This window comes from Streptomyces sp. NPDC043853 (assembly GCF_056436025.1).
In genome coordinates, this window is record NZ_JBWKDJ010000001.1 from 851630 (window position 1) to 870125 (window position 18496).

An 18496-nucleotide genomic window follows, 5' to 3' on the forward strand; every position below is an offset into this window, starting at 1 on the left:
AGCCTTCGGATCCTTGCGCTCTGGCGTTGCCGGGCAGGGGCAGCGGCTCCGCTCGGCCAGCCGCCCTCCGGGCGGACGCGGAAGCGAAGTCGATCAGATCTACGTAATCCAGGCCGGTCCAGGCGCCCCAAATCGCTACGCGCTCCTGCTGATTGGCGGATGCGGGCCGCCGGTGGCCGGACATATACCGCCACCGATCGCTACGCGCTCCGGACGGACGGCGGATGCGGGCCGCCGGTGGCCGGACATATACCGCCACCGATCGCTACGCGCTCCGGACGGACGGCGGATGCGGGTCTCCGGTGGCTGGGTGAAGCGCCTGCGATCGCTACGTGCTCCCGCCGGGACGGCGGCCGACGCGTCGTTCGGACCGATGTGCCGACATCAAGCACGATCACGACATCGCCGATGCCGCCACCCATCTGCCCCTACCAACCCCACCGGCCGGCCTCTCGGCCAACAAGACGGCAGCAGCATGCAGCAATCGCCGACGCCTTCCCCCCTTCGATCGTCTCTGCCACGGACGGCCTGTCGGCCGCCATGCCAGCAAGAGGATGCGGAGATCGTGGGCGGCCTATGTTCAACCCCAGGCGGCCCGGATCCGCCGACAGACCGGAGCGCGTAGCGATCGCTGGCGGCCTATGACCGGCCACCGGCGGCCCGAATCCGCTGGTCAACAGGAGCGCGTAGCGATTTGGGGCGCCCGGACCGCCCTGGATTACGTAGAACTGATCCACTTCACCGCCGCGCCCGCCCGGAGGGCGGCTGGCCGAGCGCGAGCCACCGCTCGTGCCCGCCAACGCCAGACCACCAGGATCCGAAGGCTCCTCCCATGCCATCCCCCGGGGGCCGCCCGACAGTCCTTGTCGTTGCGTGACGGCCGTCGGCGTCAAGGGTGGCCCAAAGGGCCATCGGCTTGCCGACGCGACCGGAGGGAGCGCCCTTGACGCCGGCGGGCGGCACGTAATGACACTGGGACTGACGGGCAGCCCCCGGGCACCTCCCAGACGCCGCCCAGGCGGAGCCTCGGCACACCCCCGACCCCGCCCCACCGTCAAATCTCCACCGGTTGGAACACGGTCCCCTCACCCCGCCCCCCGACCGACCCCGCTCAGGTTGAGCTCCGTCAGCCCCCGGCCCCGGCCCCGGCCCCCGACCCCCGTCCCCGGTCCCGCTCCCCGGTCCCCGACCCCCTGCCCCCTGCCCGCTCGTGCGGCGTGGCGTGGCGGAATTGCAGCGCGTCCGTGGCGGAACCGCAGCAGTTCGTGGCGGTACAGGGTCCGTACGGCGGGCAGATCACCACGATGACCCACATCCGTGACCTGTGCTACCCCACACCCCGCGAACTGGCGCTGGCCGGCCGTGCTCTGGCGGACGAGCATCCCGGGCTGGTCCGGCTTCGCCGGGTCGGGACCTCCCGGGGCGGGCGGCCGCTGTGGTTGCTCTCCGTCGGCAGCGGCGCGTACGAGGGCCGGGACGGCGGCGTCCTCGTCGTGGCCGGGGCACACGCCAACGAACCGGTCGGCGGGCCGACCGCCCTCGAGCTGGCCCGCCGCCTCATCCGCGATCCGGATTGCCGATCCGGGCGTGGCGGCTGGCATTTCCTGCTGTGCGCGGACCCGGACGGGGCTGCCCTGCACCGTACGCCGCGCCCGTACTCACTGCTGGAGTACCACCGGAACTTCTTCCGGCCGCCGGGGCCGGAACAGCCCGAGTGGGCGCCGTCCTTACTGCCCGCGGACCGGCTGCCGCCGGAGACCCGGGTGCTGATCGGGCTGATCGACGAGCTGCGGCCGGTACTGCAGGTGTCGTTGCACGCCACCGATCTGGGCGGCAGCTGGGTGCAGTTGACCCGGGACATCCCCGGGCTGGCCGAGCCCTTCGGGAGGTCGGCGGCCGAGCTGCGGATCCCGGTGGAGACCGGTGCCTCCGACGCCGCAGGCTGGCCCTCGGCCGGGCCGGGGATCTTCGTGATGCCGCAGGCGGGGGTCGGGGCGGAAGGGGCGTTCCATCCCGAGGACACCCGGCTGAGCACCTGGTACCACGCACACCGGTACGCGGGGACCACCGCAATCGTCGAGGTCCCGATGTGGGCGAGCGACACGGTCGACGACCCGGCGCCGCACCCCGATCCCCGGCGGGCGCTGCGGCGGCTCGCGGGCCGGCTGGAACGGGACGCCGAGTGGGTGGCGGGGGTGCTGGCCGCGAGCCGGGGCGGCCTCCCGGGGGACGACCCGTCGCTGGCGCCCCTGGCAGCTCCGCTGCTGCGGTCGGTGGACTGGACGCTGGGGCTGATCCCTCGGATCACGGCCGAGTGGACGGGGCCGGGGGCCCCGGCGGAGGCGACCACCGCGTACATCGGCAGTCTCGACGCGTTCGGACGGCGGCTGGCGTTGCGGGCCGCGGCGATGCTGCTGCGGGTGCTGCGCGCGGCCGGGCATCCGGCCGCGCCGGGGCTGGACCGGCTGGTGGCGGAGCGGTGTGACGCGTTCGCCTTGCGGTTCGGGGCGCGGTGGGTGCCGGTGGAAGCGCAGGTGGAGCATCAGTGTCGGACGGTGCTGTGTGCTGCGCGGCTGGTGGGAGTCTGAGCCGGCCTGGCTGAGGTCGCCGCGCCTTGGCCGGGCAGCGGGGCCGACTGGGCAGACTGCCGGGGGCGGGGCGGGGGGCTTCGGTGCCGTGTGCCCACCCTCCCCCGAGCTCTCGGCTTCGCTCGAGCAGGGGGTACCCCCATCGCCCTGCGGCACGACTGCCCACACGGCGAGGGATCGGCCGCTCGCGCACGGCGGGCGGGTGAGCGTACGGCCGGACCGTCAGGGGGCTACGGCCGCCAGGTGTAGCGGCGCTTCGGGAGGGCTTGGGCGCCCAGGCGGTCGTAGAAGCGGATCGCGTCCTCGTTCCAGTCCGGCGTCTGCCACTGCACCTGCTCCAGGCCCAGCTCCCCCGCCAGCTCCGCCACCGCCGCCATCATCGCCGCGCCGAGGCCGTTGCCCCGCGCGGCCTCCGCGAGGTAGAGGCAGTCCATGTGCAGGTATTCGCGGGCGTCCCAGAAGGCGAACTCGGCGGAGCAGGCCGCGTATCCGGTCACCTTGCCGTCCGGGGTCCCGCCGACGAGCACCCACAGCCGGGCGTCCTCGGCGAACAGGCGCGGGCCGAGCCGGTCGGCCAGGTCGGCGGGGCGTGGCGCGGACTTCTCGTAGGCGACGTGCTCGTGGATGAGCTCGACGATCCGGGGCAGGTCTGCGGGGCGGGCGAGGCGCACGGTGTGCGCGGGCTGCCCGGAGGTGTACGTGGTCATGCGTGCCATCGTGCGCGATGCGGGTGGAGCGGCGGCCCCCGGGGCACCGGAACCCCGACGCCCCCCGGGTCAAGGCTCAGATGTTGCTCAAGTCTGCGGTGGGGTGCTCGGTGTCCTGGTCGTATCGGCGCTATCGGAGGTATCGGGGGACGGGCTACGGGCCATGGGGTGGAGGAGGAGGCTGTGCGGGAAGAACGGCACGCCGGACAGGAGGGCACCGCGCGCATCAGGGTGGCGACGGCAGCCGCGTACGTCGTCGCGGGCGCGTTCCATCTGCTGACGGCGGGACTGCTGGTCAGCGGAGTGCTGTTGATCACGCTCGGGTTCGCGACCATCGTCCAGCCCTTGCTGGGGCTGGTGCTGGTCGTCGTGGCCCTGGTGCTGCGCCCGCGCCCGGGGCGGCTTGATCCCGACCTGCCGACGCTGCTGCGAGCCGATGCGCCGGCCCTGTTCGAGCTGTTGGACCGCATCGCGGAGGCGGTCGGGGTGCGGCGCCTCGACGTGGTCCAGCTCACTGCGGAGTTCACGGCGGCCGTCTTCCCCTATGGGTTCCTCCGCAAGCGTCGTCTCGTGCTCGGGGTTCCGCTCTGGGCCGCATACTCCCCACAGCAACGCGTCGCCGTCCTGGCCCGCGCCATGGCCGACCTCGGCCCCGGCCACGTCCGGCACGGCGTCTTCGTCGGCGTGGCACTTCGGTCGCTGACCGCCGGGGCGAACCTGATGCGCCCGGCCGACACCGCCGTCACCCCCGGGGTCGGGACGACCGACGCCCGGCACACGGCCGATGTGTGGGAGGGAATCGGCCGCTTCAACGCCCGCACCCGCAGCAGCGAATGGGCACTGGCGCTCCCGAGGGCGGCCGCCGCCTCGACGGCCCGCCTGCTGCTGCGGCTCACCCGGCCGGCCTCCCGGCACGCGCAGGTCGGGGCGGACGACGCCGCGGCCCGCACGGCCTCCGCGGAAGCCCTCGTCTCGGCACTGCGCGACCGCGGCCTCGCCCGGGCCGTCATGGTCGAAATACACCGCCTGGCCGTGGAGGCGAGAACCGTCGTCCGGCAGCACTCAGCCGCGGCCCCGCCGAAGGAGGACCTCTGGGACCTGGTCGCCCTTCACGTGGCAGGTCTGCGCGAACAGCGGGGAGGTGACCCGCTCGGTGCACCCGGTATGCCCGTGTCCTCCTTCGACGCTGCCGGGCTGCCGTCGGACGCACTGCGCATCCGGCGCCTGGCCGACCTTCCGCACCGCCGTGCGGCGATCACGGTCGATGAGCCCGGGCTGACCCGTATCGAGGAGGAACTCCGTCCGTCCGCCGATGCGCTGGCGCGCCGCGTGATGCGTGATGGGCTCCCCCTGGCGTAGGAGCCCGCCTCCACCGTCCGGCCCTCGACCGCTCACACCGTTCGGCGTTCGGTGTTCGGCGCGGGCCGGCCGGGAGGCCGTCAGCGTGCGGAGAGGCGGAAGGCCATGCGGCCGAAGCTCACCTGGTCGCCTTCTCGGACGATCGCGGACCCGGTGAGTCGTTGGCCGTTGACCGTGGTGCCGTTGGTGGAGCCGAGGTCCCGCAGGACCCACAGCCCCTCCCTCAGGCTCAGTTCTGCGTGACTCCGCGACACCGTCTCGTGGGTGAGCCGCAGCCCGTTTCCCGGGTCCCGGCCGATCCGCAGGGGCGCCCCGCCCGTCATCGGCAGCAGCAGCTTCGGCAGCCGTTCCGCGTGCCAGGCGCGGCGGATGCCGACGGAGACGGCGGAGACCCGGCCGACCCAGCCGAACAGCCTGCGCGTCCAGGGACTTTCGGCGCCCTCCCGGGTCTGGAGGTCGGCCGTCAGCACCGCCAGGTCCTCAGAACGCCGTGCCACCAGCGCGAGTTCCATCCGGCGCAGGAAGGTGTCGTGCGAGAGCTTCCCCTCGGCTGCGCCCTCCCGCAACAGGCCCAGCGCCCGGTCGCGCTCGGCGTCGGACAGCCGCGGCGCGGGGTAGGCGGGCAATTCGAAACTGGACGTCACAGGGTGATTGTCGGCCCGTCGGGGGCGGAGTGTCCAGAACTCCCCCCTCGGGCCCGGAATGATGGGCCTGAATGCCGGTCATCACCGGCCCCGACACCACGAGGGGACCCTCCGTGCAGTTCGAGGTGTGGGCGCCGTACGCGGCGCGCGTGGACATGCGGCTCGGCGAGGCCACGTACCCGATGGAGCGCGACCCCGGCCGGGACGGCTGGTGGCTGGTCGAGGCCGAGGCCGCCGAGGGGGCCCGGTACGGGTTCCTGCTCGACGGCGGCCCGCAGGTGCTTCCCGACCCGAGGGGGCGGCGGCTCCCGGACGGGCCGGACGGGCTCTCCGCGGTGACGTCACTGCCCGCCACCGCCGGCGGACCCGGGGGCGGCGAGCCCGGTGCCGGGGCGCCCGCGGCCGGCCCTGCGGGCCTGCCGCCCGGCGCGCCCGCGCCGCGGCGGCGCCTGCCGCTGCAGGACGCCGTCCTGTACGAACTGCACATCGGCACCTTCACCCCCGAGGGCACCTTCGACGCGGCCGCCGCCCGCCTCGGGCACCTGGTCTCGCTCGGTGTCACGCACGTCGAGCTGATGCCGGTGTGCCCGTTCCCCGGCCGGCACGGCTGGGGGTACGACGGGGTGGCTCCCTGGGCGGTGCACGAGCCGTACGGGGGGCCTGCCGGGCTCGCCCGCTTCACGGCGGCCGCGCACGGGCACGGGCTGGGGGTCGTCCTGGACGTGGTGCACAACCACCTCGGCCCGTCCGGCAACCATCTCCCGGCCTTCGGGCCGTACTTCACCGACAGCCACCACACCCCGTGGGGTGCCGCGGTCAACCTGGACGCGGCCGGCTCGGACGAGGTCCGGGCGTACTTCATCGGGTCCGCCCTCGCCTGGCTGCGGGACCACGGGATCGACGGGCTCCGGCTGGACGCGGTGCACGCGCTGGCCGACGGGCGGGCGCGGACCTTCCTGGAGGAGCTGGCGGAGGCGGTGGACGCGCTGGCCGCCGAGACGGGCCGGCCGCTGTTCCTGATCGCCGAGTCGGACCGGTGCGATCCGCGCACCACCACGCCGCGGGAGGGCGGCGGGCTCGGTCTGCACGCGCAGTGGAACGACGACTTCCACCATGCGCTGCACTGCGCACTGACGGGCGAGGGCCAGGGCTACTACGCCGATTTCGCGACGGCGCCGCTCGCCGCCCTGGCCAAGACCATGACCAGGGTGTTCTTCCACGACGGCAGCTGGTCCTCGTTCCGGGGCCGCACCCACGGCCGGCCGGTGGACCGGCGGCGGACGCCCGCGCACCGGTTCCTGGGCTACGCCCAGACGCACGACCAGGTCGGCAACCGGGCGCTGGGCGACCGGCTGTCGGCGAGCCTGCCGCCGGGGCTGCTGGCCTGCGCGGCGGCGCTGACGCTGACCGGGCCGTTCGTGCCGATGCTGTTCATGGGCGAGGAGTGGGGGGCGCGGACGCCCTGGCAGTACTTCACCGACCACCCCGATCCGGTGCTGGGCGAGGCGGTACGGGCGGGCCGGAGGCGGGAGTTCGCGGCGCACGGCTGGGCGGAGTCGGACATCCCGGATCCGCAGGACCCCGCGACCCGGGAGCGGTCCTGCCTGGACTGGACGGAGCCGGACCGCGAGCCGCACGAGCGGCTGCTGGCGTGGTACCGGACGCTGGTCGCGCTCCGGCGTACGCAGTCGGACCTGCGGGATCCGGACCTGGGGGCGGTGCGGGTCGCGTACGACGAGGAGCGGCGCTGGCTGACGTTCCGGCGGGGTGACATCCGGATCGCGGTCAACCTTTCGGCGGAGCCGGTGACGATCGCGCTGGGGCGGAACGGGGTGCGGGTGCTGGCCGCGTGGGAGCCGGTGGACCATCCGGGGGCGGACGGGCGTGTCCACGTGCCCGCCGAGTCGGCGGTGATCCTGGGGCCTTGAGCGGGCCGGCCCTCCCGGGCCGGTTCTCCCGGGCCGGTCCTCGGGCCGGAGGAGGCGGCGGCGGGCGGCCCGGGAGTCCCCTGTGCTCCCGGGGCGTCCGCCGCTGCGCCCTCGCATCTCTTTGACCACCGAAGGTGCGTATACGGTTGCCCTGCGGATCGGCGTTATTCGGCCATTTGTTGGCCTGTTCCGCTGTGTGGGCGGGGGCGGGCCGCCGCTGCGCGGGGTTGTTCCCCCACCCCGCCCCTTCCCGAAACCGTGGCTCCGCCCCGGACCCCGCTCTCGGGGCTCCGCCCCTGACCCCTTCGGGGCTCCGCCCCCAACCCGATCTCGGGGCCGCGCCCCAACCCGCGGGCTCCGCCCCGAACCCCCTCCAGACTGCGACCCGGACCCGACCTCGGAGCTCCGCCCCAAACCCCTCCGGAGCTGCGCCCCGAACACCCTCCGGGCCCCAACCCCGCCCCCCTCGGAGCTCGCCCCAGCCCCTCCGGGGTCCGACCCGGACCCCGGCCCCGGGGCCTCGCCCCAAACCCCTCCCGGGCCCCGCTGGGCCGGGCTAATCCCGGGTCGGAGGGTGACCAGGCAGCGGCGGTGTCCCGGTGTGCGACGCCGTCACGGCGTGGGCGGGGGACCTTACGTTCCCGTGGTGGATGGCCGGCCCGGCTTGCTGCACGTGCCGGCCGAGCAGGCCGAGCAGGGCCACCTCGCAGGCGAGCAGCAGGCGTTCCGCCAAGCCGATCAGCTCCCGGTCGCCCGGGCCCGCCGAGTAGGCCATCACCACGCCGCCGGCCAGCGCGGCCCACGACAGTGCGCGCAGCCATCGGGCCGTCCGCCCGGCGTGGTGGTCGGCGTGGTGGTCGGCGTCGAGCCGCCGGGCCAGGAGGAGTCCGGCGGTCGGCAGCGCGACGAACGCGGCGACGGAGGCGTAGCGGTGCACGTACGCCGACCCGCTCAGCTCCGTGACGAGCGGGTCGGTCGGTACCACGGCAGCGACCACGAGCCCGACGGCCCACACCGCCAGCAGGGCGGACGGCAGGCCGCGCACGATGGCCAGCCGGGCACGCGCCACCACCAGCAACGCCAGCGAGACCGCACCCAGTAGGGCCATCGTCGTCTCGATCGGGCCTCCTCGGTCCAGCGCTGCGAAGTCGCTGACGGTCAGGGAGAAGGGGCTGAGGTCGGGGTCGGTGTCCGAGGGAGCCCACAGGCCCGCGCCCATCGCCAGAGCGACAGCGGTCCACACCGCGGGGGCGAGTAAGCGGCCGGAGTTGGGGAATCTCGAAGTCTTCACTGCTTAAGGCTCGGCTCCCGGAGGACGCCGGCGCACCCGGACCGACCCCGAGGCTCCCCTGATCCCGGCCCTGACCGGGATCAGGGGACGACCGGGGGCCGCGAGACTGGGGCCATGGATCCGCACCTGCTTCGTACGTTCGTCGCCGTGGCCCGGCTGGGGTCGTTTTCCGCGGCCGCCCGGGAGCTCGGCTATACGCAGTCCGCCGTGTCGCAGCACATCGCCGCGCTGGAGGGCGACCTGCGGGCCGAGTTGCTGACCCGGCGGCCGGTCGGGCCGACCGCGGCCGGGGCGCGGCTGCTGGAGCACGCCGGGCCGCTGCTGCTCCGGCTGGACGCGGCGCGGGCCGATGTGCTGAGGCTGGCAGGGGCGCCGCCGCAGCGGGTCACCGTCGCCGCCTCTCCGCTCGCCGTGGGGCCCCGGCTGCTCGGCGCGCTGCCCGTGACCGGCGTGACCCTGAAGGTCATGGCTCCGGAGGCGGTGCCCGCCGCCGTGGCCACCGGCGGCTGCGATCTGGGGCTGGTCGACGGCCTGGCCGCGCCCAGCGACCCGCTGCGGCTGCCGGACGTGGCCCCGCTCACCGTGGCCGGTGTCGGGGAGGAGGAGCTCGCCGTGCTTTTCCCCGCGGGCCATCCGTTCGCCGGGCGGGCGTCCGTCCGGCTCGATGATCTCGCCGACGCGCGCTGGCTGGACGCGCCCGATGCCGGGCTGCCGGTCGCCGCGGTGCGTGCCGCGGTCGGATCGGACCGGCCGCGCGCAGCGCTGCTCTGCACCGGTACGGACGTCCGTGCGGTGTGCGCGCTCGCCGCGGCCGGGTACGGGCTGGTGCTGCTCCCGCGCGCGGTGGCCGGGGCCTCGGCCGCGGCCGGTGCCGGGGTGGCCGTACCGCTGTCCGCCCCACGCCTGGTGCACCGTACGGAGCTGATGTCCTCCGGGGTGCCGGCCGGGGCCGCCGCCGCCCTCGCCTCCCTGCTCCATTAGCAGTGCTTATGGAGGATGCAGAGATCATCGTTGGACGTGAAGGGCGGAGGCGGATGACGATCTTCTGCATGGACAACGACACGACCGCCGCCACCGCACCACGCACCACCGCCCGGATCGCCCTCGTCGGCGACCGGTCCCCGCACGTCGCCTCCCACACCCGGATCCCGCTGCTGCTGGAGGCCCTCGCCGACCGCGAGCAGCTGGTCCTCGACGCCTACTGGATCCCCACCGCCGACGCCGAGGCCGAGGCCCGGTCCGGGTCGCTCGCCGGGTTCGACGCCGTGTGGCTGCTGCCGGGCAGCCCGTACGCCAGTGAGGCCGGCGCGCTGGCCGCCGTACGGACCGCCCGGGAGCGGGGCATCCCCTTCCTGGGGACCTGCGGCGGGTTCCAGCACGCGCTGCTGGAGTTCGCCCGTGACGTCTGCGGGCTCGCCGGTGCCGCGCACGCCGAGAACGACCCGTCGGCCGAGGAGCCGCTCATCGCGCCGCTCGCCTGCTCGCTGGTCGGGCACCAGGGCATGGTCCGGGCCGAGCCGGGCTCGCTGGCCGAGGGCGTGCTCGGGGCGGAGCGGTCCATGGAGCGGTACCACTGCAACTACGGGCCGGACCCGCGGCAGCTGGAGGTCCTGGCCGCGCACGGCCTGCGGCTGTCCGGGCGGGACGAGGACGGCCAGGTGCGGATCGCCGAGCTGCCCGGGCACCCCTTCTTCCTGGCCACGCTCTTCCAGCCGGAGCTCTACGGGGACGGCAGCCGGCCGCATCCGGCGGTCCGCGCGCTGGCGGCCGCCGCCGTCGCGCATTCCGTCGCCCGTTCCGCGGCCCACTCCGCCACCCGCGCCGCCGCCGTCTGAGCCGCCGATATCCCCGCGCGGGACGCCCCCGCTGATCCGCTATGCTGTGCGTGCACATCGAACGGGTGGTTCGCCGCCCTTCGTGGTGGGTGTAGCTCAGTTGGTAGAGCACCTGGTTGTGGTCCAGGTGGCCGCGGGTTCGAGTCCCGTCACTCACCCTCCGTTCCGTGGGGCGTACGAGGTTTCCTCGTACGCCCCACGGGCTTTTCCCCACGCCGTCAAGACTTCCGGCCTGGCAGGATCAAGGTCATGAGCACCATGAGCGGCAATGTCCCGGGCGCCGGCGCGGCCGACGGCCCGGTCGGCTGAGCGGATGCCGATCGATGCGCGGGCGACGCTCGTCGCCGCCTCCCTCCTCGCCCTGGCGGTGTTCGCCCTCACGGTCCGGGGCTGGCCGCGGCTGGCGGGCCGCGGCCCGCGCCCGGTGCTCGGCCGGATCGCCTTACAGCTGGCGATCACCCTGACCATGGGCGTGCCGCTGCTGCTGGCGGTGAACTCCTCGTACGGCTTCTACGCCTCCTGGGGCGATCTCGTGGCACTCGCCCGGGACGACCGGGCCGCCGGTCCGGGCCCCGCGACCGCGGACGGCGTCCGCGTGCACGGCACGCACTCCTGGCGGTACGGGGGCTCATCGGATCCCGCGGAGATCGGGCGGATCGACTCGGTGACGGTGCGCGGGGCAGGCAGCGGGATCGCGGCGCGGGCGTACGTCCACCTCCCTCCGAAGTACCTGGCGGCGCCGCCGTCCGCCCGGGCTCGTTTCCCGGTGGTGGTGGCCCTCAGCGGCTACCCCAGCACCACCCGTGTGCTGCTCGACCTGTTCAAGTACCCCCAAGTGGCCCTGGACGGGGTCCGGTCGGGGGCGATGCGGCCGGCGGTGCTGGTGATGCTGACGCCCAACGTGGCGGCGCCCCGGGACACCGAATGCCTGGACGTGCCGGGCGGACCGCAGGTGGAAACGTTTCTTGCGAAGGATCTGCGGGCAGCCGTCGCCGGACATTACGGGCTGAGCCGGGACCCGCGCGCGTGGGGGGTGATGGGCAATTCGGTGGGCGGCTACTGCGCCCTCAAACTCGCCCTGCGGGCGCCGGATTCGTACCGGGCCGCGGCCGGGCTCTCGGCCTCGTACCAGGCGGCACAGGACTCCACGACGGGTGACCTGTTCGGGGGCGACGAGGGGTACCGCCGGGAGAACGACCTGCTGTGGCGGCTGCGGAACCTGCCGCAGCCGCCGGTGTCGCTGCTGGTGGCGAGCAGTCGGCGCGGTGAGCACCAGTACCCCGCGACCCGGGCCTTCGTCGATGCGGTCCGCCCGCCGGCCCGGGTCTCCTCGATCATCCTGCCGAGCGGCGGGCACAACTACGAGACGTGGAACCGCGAGGTGCGGCCGGCCCTGGAGTGGCTGGTGGGCCGGCTGAGCACGGGGTGAGGACCGGCCCGGGGGCGGGCGCGTGCCGCCCCCGGGAGAGGTGCTCAGAGCCGTTCGAGGACGAGACGCAGCAGGGTGAAGCGTCCTTCCTTGAGGAAGCGGAGGGCGGTCCGCTGCTCGCTGATGACGTCGGAGACGGCCCGGGCCCCGATGAGGCCGGAACCGCGCTGCCGGTTGGCCTCGGCCCGCTGCGTCCAGGCCGTGAGGGTGGCCACTCCGTCCTGCGGGTCCCGCCGCGTCGCGACGAGCCGGAACAGGCCGCTGCTGGCCTCGTTCAGCTCGGACAGGGTGGGCAGGCAGGTCTCGGGGTAGACCCTGCGGGACGCCTGCCAGCCCTCCCAGACGTTGCGGGCGCCGTCGTACACGGCGGCCGTTCCGGCGCGGCGGCGCCCGGCGGGCGGCAGTACGAGGGAGGGCAGCCAGCCGCGGTCGTCCCAGGCGTTGGACTGGATGGACATCCGGCCGCCGGGGCGGAGCCAGGAGTGGCTGCGCTCGAAGAACTGGCGGTAGCGGGCCACCCGCCTGGAGCGCCACAGGGTGTTGCCCGCGAAGTGCTCCACCGCCTCGATCGCGATGATCGCGTCGTAGGGGGCGTCGGGCTTGTGGTCGAACCAGTTCTCGACCCGGACCTCGCAGCCCGGCCAGTTCTGGTCGCGGGCCCAGGCGGTCTGGGTCGGGCTCATGTTCAGGCCCACGGCGTGCTTGACGCCGTGGTCCTCCACCAGCCGCTGGAGCAGGCTGCCGTAGCCGCAGCCCACGTCCAGGACCCGGTCGGCACCGGTCGCGCCGGCCGCCTCGGCGTGGTGGTCCAGCTTGCGCAGCTGGGCCTTCTCCAGGGTGTCGCCGTCCTCCCACATTCCGTAGGAGTAGACCAGCCGCTCGCCGAGGAGCAGCTGGTAGAAGTCACCCAGATAGTCGTACTGGTGCACGATCGCCTGGGCGGAGGTGCCCTTGTAGGCCGCCCTCGTGCTCCTGTAGGCCGTCTTCGTTCCACTCGCCACGCAAACCCACCAGCCCTTCCCCTCCCCGTCGGTCACATCCGCACCACGTAAGCACCCGGGGCGGCGGTCCCCGGTCTCCCACACCGGGCCGGTCCCCCGACCCGCCTGATCGGGGGCGGCCCGTCCGGGCACCGCGGGGCCGTGGAGGGGCGGGCGGGTGGTCAGGTGGTCAGGTGCGGAGGAAGGACTCGACCTCCGTCACGAAGGCGACCGGGGTCTCCTGCGGCGGGTAGTGGCCGGCGCCGGGGAGGGTGTGGACGCGGGCGTTGGGGTACCAGGCGGACCAGGTGGCGTGCATGACCTCGGCGGTCAGTGCGGCGTCGTACTCGCCGACGAGGACGAGCACCGGGACCGGGTTGCCCTTGATCTCGTCGGTGAGGTCGAGGGTGCGCCAGCTCTCCAGGTAGCTCGCGAAGGCGTCCTCGTCGGAGATTCCGACCGAGTGGGCGACCATCCGGTCGAGCCAGTGGCCGCTCGCCCGGTTGCCGGTGACCATGTCGATGAGGATGCGACGGTTGCCGGGGGATCCGGCCGCGCCCTGGAAGAGCGCGAGCGTCGCCGGGTCCATCTCGTACGGGGCGGCCGGGACCGGGGTGAGGCCGATCAGTTTCTCGACCCGCTCCGGGGCGCGGACGAGGACCTGCTGGACGGCCTTGCCTCCCATGGAGTGACCGATCAGCGAGAACGTGTCCCAGCCGAGCTCGTCGGCGAGCGTGAGGACGTCGTCGGCGATCTCGGGGACGTCGTGGCGGCCGGGGACCTCGCGGCGGTCGCCGTAGCCCCGGTAGTCGAGGAAGGCGTAGCTGAACGCGTCCGTGTCGAAGTAGTCGAGTGCGGAACCCCAGTTGGCGGAGGTCCCGAACCAGTCGTGGAGCACGATGACGCGGACGGGGCCGGAGCCGATCCGGCGGTGGGCGATGGGCATGCGTTCTCCTCGCGGGGCGCGTGCGGTGGAACCGACGCCGTACGTCCTGCCCAACGGAACCCGCCTCACACCACCGATGGCCCCCACCCGCACAGACGGGCCGCGCTTGCCGGTCAGGCCCGGAGCCACGCCCGCGGGGCTGACGCAAGCGTTGGCCCCGCGGGCGTGAGAGCGGGTGGGTTCACCCGGAAGAGGCCGGGTCAGACGGTCCTGATGGCCGGGTCGGAGACACTCGGGGCACCCGTTTCCACGTGGCCGGCGAAGCGGCGGAGGAAGGTGGTGTCGAGGTCGGATACGACCTTGACGTCGTACCAGCGGGCGGTGGTGCGGAGGTCCACCGTGTGGGTGGTGGTGGCACCGGCCGCGACCCGGATGGTCTGGGAGGCGCCGCCGTAGGCGTTGGTGACGGTCAGGTTCACCGCGGCGGTGCCGCCGTTCCGCAGGGTGAGGTCGAGGTTGCCGGTGGTGCCGTTGTGGCGGGCGGTGACCTCCGGGCCGGCCTTCTTCGCCGGGCCGCGGAAGGTGCGCAGGAAGCCGTTGGGACCCCAGACCGTGAGGTTGATCTGGTTGCCGGTGGAGCTGTAGGTGCTCCAGGTGTCCGACAGGGTCTTGCCCTTCTCGACCGTGTAGGGCCAGGGGCCGTCGGTCCGGTTGCCCGAGGTGATGTGGAAGTGGGCGCCGAGGGTGGGCCCGGAGGAGAAGGTGAGGGTGAACTTGCCCGTGGAGGTGGTGCGGGCGCCGTCCACGTACGGGGCGTAGCCGAGGGCGCGGGACGGCTTGGAGCCGGCTTCCTGGGCGGGCAGGGTGCCGGTGGCCGGCGGGGTGGGGACGTAGTCGGGGTGGCGGTTGTGGTCCGGCGGCAGGTAGGCGTCGGTGGAGGGCAGCGGGGCCGGGGCGGCGTCGCTGGTGGTGAAGTCGAAGGCGGAGGTCAGGTCGCCGCAGATGGCGCGGCGCCAGGGCGAGATGTTGGGCTCTGCGACGCCGAAGCGCTTCTCCATGAACCGGATGACCGACGTGTGGTCGAAGGTCTCCGAGCAGACGTAGCCGCCCTTGCTCCAGGGGGAGACGACGATCATCGGGACGCGCGGGCCGAGGCCGTAGGGGCCGGCCGCGTACCCGCCGCCGCCCTTGTACAGCTCGGTGGTGACGTCGGCGGTGGACAGGCCCCAGGCGGCCGAGGCCGGCGGGTACGGCGGGACGACGTGGTCGAAGAAGCCGTCGTTCTCGTCGTAGGTGATGAAGAAGGCGGTCTTCGCCCATACGGCCGGGTTGGCAGTGAGGGCGTCGAGGACCTGGGAGATGTACCAGGCGCCGAAGTTCACAGGCCAGTTGGAGTGCTCGCTGAACGCCTCGGGCGCGGCGATCCAGGAGATCTGCGGCAGGGTGCCGGCCGTGACGTCGGCGCGGAGCTTGTCGAACAGGCCCTCGCCGGCCTTGGCGTTGGTCCCCGTGCGGGCCTTCTCGTACAGCGGGCTGCCGGGCTGGGCGTTGCGGAAGGAGTTGAAGTAGAGCAGGGAGTTGTCGCCGTAGTTGCCGCGGAAGGCGTCGTTGATCCAGCCCCAGTGGCCGGCCGCGTCCAGGCCGTCGCCGATGTCCTGGTAGATCTTCCAGGAGACCCCGGCGGCCTCGAGCCGCTCGGGGTACGTCTTCCAGCCGTAGCCGAGCTCCTGGTTGCCGAGGACCGGGCCGCCGCCGACGCCGTCGTTGCCGGTGTAGCCGGTCCACATGTAGTAGCGGTTGGGGTCGGTGGCCCCGATGAAGCTGCAGTGGTACGCGTCGCACACGGTGAAGGCGTCGGCGAGGGCGAAGTGGAACGGCATGTCGTTCCGGGTCATGTACGCCATGGTGTTCGCGGTCTTCGCGGGCACCCACTTGTCGTACTTGCCGTTGTTGTACGCGGAGTGGCCGCCCGCCCAGTCGTGGTTCAGGCCCTCGAGGAACTGCATGCCGAGGTCCTCGGCGTCCGGGTGGAAGGGCAGGACGTCCTTGGTCCCGTTGGACTGGTGGAAGACGGACTTCCCGTTGTCGAGGAGCACCGGGCGCGGGTCGCCGAAGCCCCGGACCCCCTTCATGGTGCCGAAGTAGTGATCGAAGGAACGGTTCTCCTGCATCAGGACGACGATGTGCTCGATGTCCTGGATGGTCCCGGTGGTGCCCTGTGCCGGGATGGCGGCGGCCCGGGCGATGCTCTCCGAGAGCATCGCGAAGGCGGCGGTACCGCCTGCCATCTGCAGGAACCGGCGGCGATTGACTTCAGCCATGGGTGACGAACCTCTGGGGTGAGGGGGCGGCGTACGAGGGGCGCGTACAGAACAGCGCCCCATCGGGACGGCCCGGCGGCACGTGCATGACGGCCCGTCGTACAACCGGCGAACGACCGGCATGGCGGGCCCGAAGAGCTGTCAACCGAGGCGGGCGTGGAGCTCCGGGCGGGCGTTCCACCAGCTCCGGTGGAACGGGTTGTTGTCGAGGTTGGCCAGGTAGGCGCGGCCGGCGGCGTGGCCGGCCGTTCCGACGCACGCGCGCCGGGGGGCGTGCGTGCGCCGGACGGTCCGAACGGACCGGGGCCGCCCGGGGGCTCCTTCCCCCGGGCGGCCCCGGCCGTGACGACCCGGCCGGGTCAGGCGCGGCGGCCCGATCCCCGGGTGAGGGAGTAGCCGAAGACGCCGGCGGCCGCGGCCAGTACGCCGCCCGCCGCCGTCCAGAGCCAGCGGTCCGACCACCAGCCGCCCGACCAGCCGTCCTCGGGCTCACGGAGCGAGCCCGAGGACGGTGCCGTGCCCAGGACCAGCGGCGCCCCGAGGGCGCCGTCCACGGCGTACGCGCCGCCCATGTCCCGAACGGAAGCCTCGACGGCCGCCTGCACGGGCAGGCCCAGGTCCTCCTGCGGGCCGCCGGTGACCGTCAGCCGCACGTAGTAGCTGCCCGGGAGCGGGTCGTTCGACCAGGCCTCGGCTCCCGTCCGTACGGTGCGCAGGGTGCAGGACACCTCCACCGAGGCGGCCTCCCTGGCGGCCGCCGCGGTCTGCGCACCGTACGTGCAGGGCTGGCGGCGGCGCAGTCCGTCGTACACGTCGAGCCGCCAGGTCGAGGAGCCGTGCCGGGAGGCCGCCTCGGGCAGGGTGACGGTGGCCTTGACGGTGGCCCGCTGGCCGGCGTCCAGCGGGACCACCCAGTACAGGTAGTCGCCGGTGGAGGCCGAGGCGGTGGCCCGCTGGCCGGGCCGGAACGCGGCCGCCGTCCGGAAGCCGGTGCCCGCCTCGGTCGGGGCGGCGGCGGCGGAGGAGTCCTTCGACCCGTCCTTGCCGCCGTCCTTCGGCCCGCCGGGCGACGGGGTCGCGGCCAGGCCCGTGCCCGCGCCGGCGAGCAGCGCGGTCCCGGCCAGCAGGCCGGCGGTCAGTGTGCGTACGGCCCGCATCAGTTGGTCCTCCAGACGGAAACGCGCCAGCGCGACAGCCAGCCCCACACGAGGCCGACGAGCAGCCCGGTCAGCACCAGGACGCCGAGCAGCCACCAGCCGCGGCCCAGCCCGAAGGAGGCCGCGTCGGACGCGTCGCCGGGACCGTCGACCAGGTCGAGGGTCAGCTCCAGCGGCATGCCCGGGTCGGTCTTGACCCCGGCGGGCGCCGAGAAGGAGTTGCTGACCTGGAGGCACACGGTCTCCGTGGCGGAGCCGGCGGCCTCGTCATCGTCGTCCACCTCGCCCTTGGGGTAGCGCAGGCCCGAGGAGATCACGTCGGTGCGCCCGTCGCCGGCCTCCGAGCCGCGGACGATCTCCCGTCCGTGCGCGGTGGTCGCGCGGATCAGCACGCCGTAGTCGTTGTTGACGGCCCGGTCGGCCGCGACGCTGACGGAGGCGCGCAGTTCCTGGCCGGGCTTGACGTCCACCCGGTACCAGCGGTGCTCGCCGAAGGTCTCCCGGTCGCTGTAGAGGCCGGGCTTCAGCTGCGGGGCGCCCTGGCACTGGCGTCCGCCCTGGGTGGCGACGGGGGTGACGACGGGGTCGGCGGCGCGGTCGACGAGTTGTCTGACCCGGCCGGAGAGTTCGTCGGTGTGCCGTACGGAGGTGTACGTGCCGCCGGTCGCCTCGGCGATGCAGACCAGCTGCCGGCGGGTCTTCTCGTCCGGGACCAGGCCGAGGGTGTCGATGACCAGGTGTATGCCCTTGGCCGCGATCTCGCGGGCCACCACGCACGGGTCGAGCGGGGCACAGGTGTCCTCGCCGTCGGTGATGAGCACGATCCGGCGGGTCGCGTCGCCGCCTTCCAGGTCCTGGGCCGCGCCGAGCAGGGCCGGACCGATCGGCGTCCAGCCGGTGGGGGCGAGGGTGGCCACCGCCGTCTTGGCCTCGGTGCGGTTCAGGGTGCCGACGGGGTAGAGCTGCCGGGTGTCCTTGCAGCCCTGCTGCCGGTCCGGGCCCGGATAGTCGGCGCCCAGGGTGCGGATGCCGAGCCGGACCTCGTCCGGGACGGCGTCGATGACCTCGTTGAAAGCCTGCTTCGCGGCCGCCATGCGGGACTTGCCGTCGATGTCGGTGGCGCGCATCGAGCCGCTGACGTCGAGGACCAGTTCGACCTTGGGGGGTTCCTTCGCCGCCGGGGCGTCGGCCGCGGCGGGGGTGGGGGGAAGTCCGACGGCCAGTGCGGCGAGCAGTCCGCACACTCCTGCCGCCAGCCGTTGTCTTGTGATCATCGCCGGATCGTATTGAGGATCGTCCCACCGGTCCAAAAACTGCCCGAGGGGTGAGCGGAGGGCGAGCCGGGGGCGAGCGGGGCGTGTGGCGGGCCCG

14 protein-coding genes and 1 tRNA gene are annotated in these 18496 nt (G+C 73.8%); 7 read left to right on the forward strand and 8 right to left on the reverse strand.

Features of this window, described 5'->3' with window-relative positions; translation table 11 throughout:
- The first annotated feature begins 1304 nt into the window (after positions 1 to 1304).
- Positions 1305 to 2588, forward strand: a complete 1284-nt coding sequence (locus tag AC067U_RS03655) for a M14 family zinc carboxypeptidase (protein WP_478828279.1) — start codon at positions 1305 to 1307, stop codon at positions 2586 to 2588.
- 230 nt (positions 2589 to 2818) lie between these two features.
- Here the strand turns inward: AC067U_RS03655 and AC067U_RS03660 are convergent, their stop codons facing one another.
- On the reverse strand, positions 2819 to 3295 hold the full coding sequence (locus AC067U_RS03660) for an N-acetyltransferase family protein (RefSeq protein ID WP_478827941.1): 477 nt from the start codon (positions 3293 to 3295) through the stop codon (positions 2819 to 2821).
- Between the two features lie 183 nt (positions 3296 to 3478).
- Here AC067U_RS03660 and AC067U_RS03665 point away from each other — a divergent pair, with 183 nt between their 5' ends.
- On the forward strand, positions 3479 to 4654 hold the full coding sequence (locus AC067U_RS03665) for a M48 family metallopeptidase (RefSeq protein WP_478827942.1): 1176 nt from the start codon (positions 3479 to 3481) through the stop codon (positions 4652 to 4654).
- Positions 4655 to 4734: 80 nt separating this feature from the next.
- Here AC067U_RS03665 and AC067U_RS03670 read toward each other — a convergent pair whose 3' ends face one another.
- Positions 4735 to 5298: an FHA domain-containing protein gene (locus AC067U_RS03670; RefSeq protein WP_478827943.1), complete on the reverse strand. Its 564-nt coding sequence runs from the start codon at positions 5296 to 5298 to the stop codon at positions 4735 to 4737.
- Between the two features lie 113 nt (positions 5299 to 5411).
- Between AC067U_RS03670 and treZ the strand changes: the two genes are divergently transcribed.
- Positions 5412 to 7226: a malto-oligosyltrehalose trehalohydrolase gene (gene treZ, locus AC067U_RS03675; RefSeq protein WP_478828280.1), complete on the forward strand. Its 1815-nt coding sequence runs from the start codon at positions 5412 to 5414 to the stop codon at positions 7224 to 7226.
- A 556-nt stretch (positions 7227 to 7782) separates the two neighbouring features.
- Here treZ and AC067U_RS03680 read toward each other — a convergent pair.
- Positions 7783 to 8517, reverse strand: coding sequence for a DUF998 domain-containing protein (locus AC067U_RS03680; RefSeq protein ID WP_478827944.1), 735 nt, complete (start codon positions 8515 to 8517; stop codon positions 7783 to 7785).
- A 114-nt stretch (positions 8518 to 8631) separates the two neighbouring features.
- On the opposite strand from AC067U_RS03680, the gene AC067U_RS03685 reads away from it, so the two are divergent.
- From AC067U_RS03685 to AC067U_RS03700, 4 genes are all read left to right on the forward strand, one after another.
- Positions 8632 to 9498 (forward strand): LysR family transcriptional regulator, encoded by an 867-nt coding sequence (locus tag AC067U_RS03685; protein WP_478827945.1) that lies wholly within the window; start codon positions 8632 to 8634, stop codon positions 9496 to 9498.
- A 68-nt stretch (positions 9499 to 9566) separates the two neighbouring features.
- Positions 9567 to 10352, forward strand: coding sequence for a CTP synthase C-terminal region-related (seleno)protein (locus tag AC067U_RS03690; RefSeq protein ID WP_478827946.1), 786 nt, complete (start codon positions 9567 to 9569; stop codon positions 10350 to 10352).
- Between the two features lie 85 nt (positions 10353 to 10437).
- Positions 10438 to 10510: transfer RNA gene (locus tag AC067U_RS03695), tRNA-His, on the forward strand.
- A gap of 155 nt (positions 10511 to 10665) precedes the next feature.
- On the forward strand, positions 10666 to 11781 hold the full coding sequence (locus AC067U_RS03700; RefSeq protein ID WP_478827947.1) for an alpha/beta hydrolase: 1116 nt from the start codon (positions 10666 to 10668) through the stop codon (positions 11779 to 11781).
- Positions 11782 to 11825: 44 nt separating this feature from the next.
- Here AC067U_RS03700 and AC067U_RS03705 read toward each other — a convergent pair whose 3' ends face one another.
- The 5 genes from AC067U_RS03705 to AC067U_RS03725 form a co-directional block, all read right to left on the reverse strand.
- Positions 11826 to 12782 carry a class I SAM-dependent methyltransferase gene (locus tag AC067U_RS03705; RefSeq protein ID WP_478827948.1) on the reverse strand — a complete coding sequence of 319 codons (957 nt, stop codon included), beginning with the start codon at positions 12780 to 12782 and terminating at the stop codon, positions 11826 to 11828.
- 169 nt (positions 12783 to 12951) lie between these two features.
- Complete coding sequence (locus AC067U_RS03710; RefSeq protein WP_478827949.1) at positions 12952 to 13707, reverse strand: alpha/beta fold hydrolase; 756 nt, start codon at positions 13705 to 13707, stop codon at positions 12952 to 12954.
- A gap of 200 nt (positions 13708 to 13907) precedes the next feature.
- Complete coding sequence (locus tag AC067U_RS03715) at positions 13908 to 15968, reverse strand: phosphocholine-specific phospholipase C (protein ID WP_478827950.1); 2061 nt, start codon at positions 15966 to 15968, stop codon at positions 13908 to 13910.
- Between the two features lie 359 nt (positions 15969 to 16327).
- Entirely contained in the window at positions 16328 to 17125 is a 798-nt protein-coding gene (locus AC067U_RS03720) for a hypothetical protein (RefSeq protein WP_478827951.1), read from the reverse strand.
- On the reverse strand, positions 17125 to 18399 hold the full coding sequence (locus AC067U_RS03725; protein ID WP_478827952.1) for a VWA domain-containing protein: 1275 nt from the start codon (positions 18397 to 18399) through the stop codon (positions 17125 to 17127). Before AC067U_RS03725 ends, AC067U_RS03720 begins: the two co-directional genes overlap by 1 nt.
- Between the last annotated feature and the right edge of the window lie 97 nt (positions 18400 to 18496).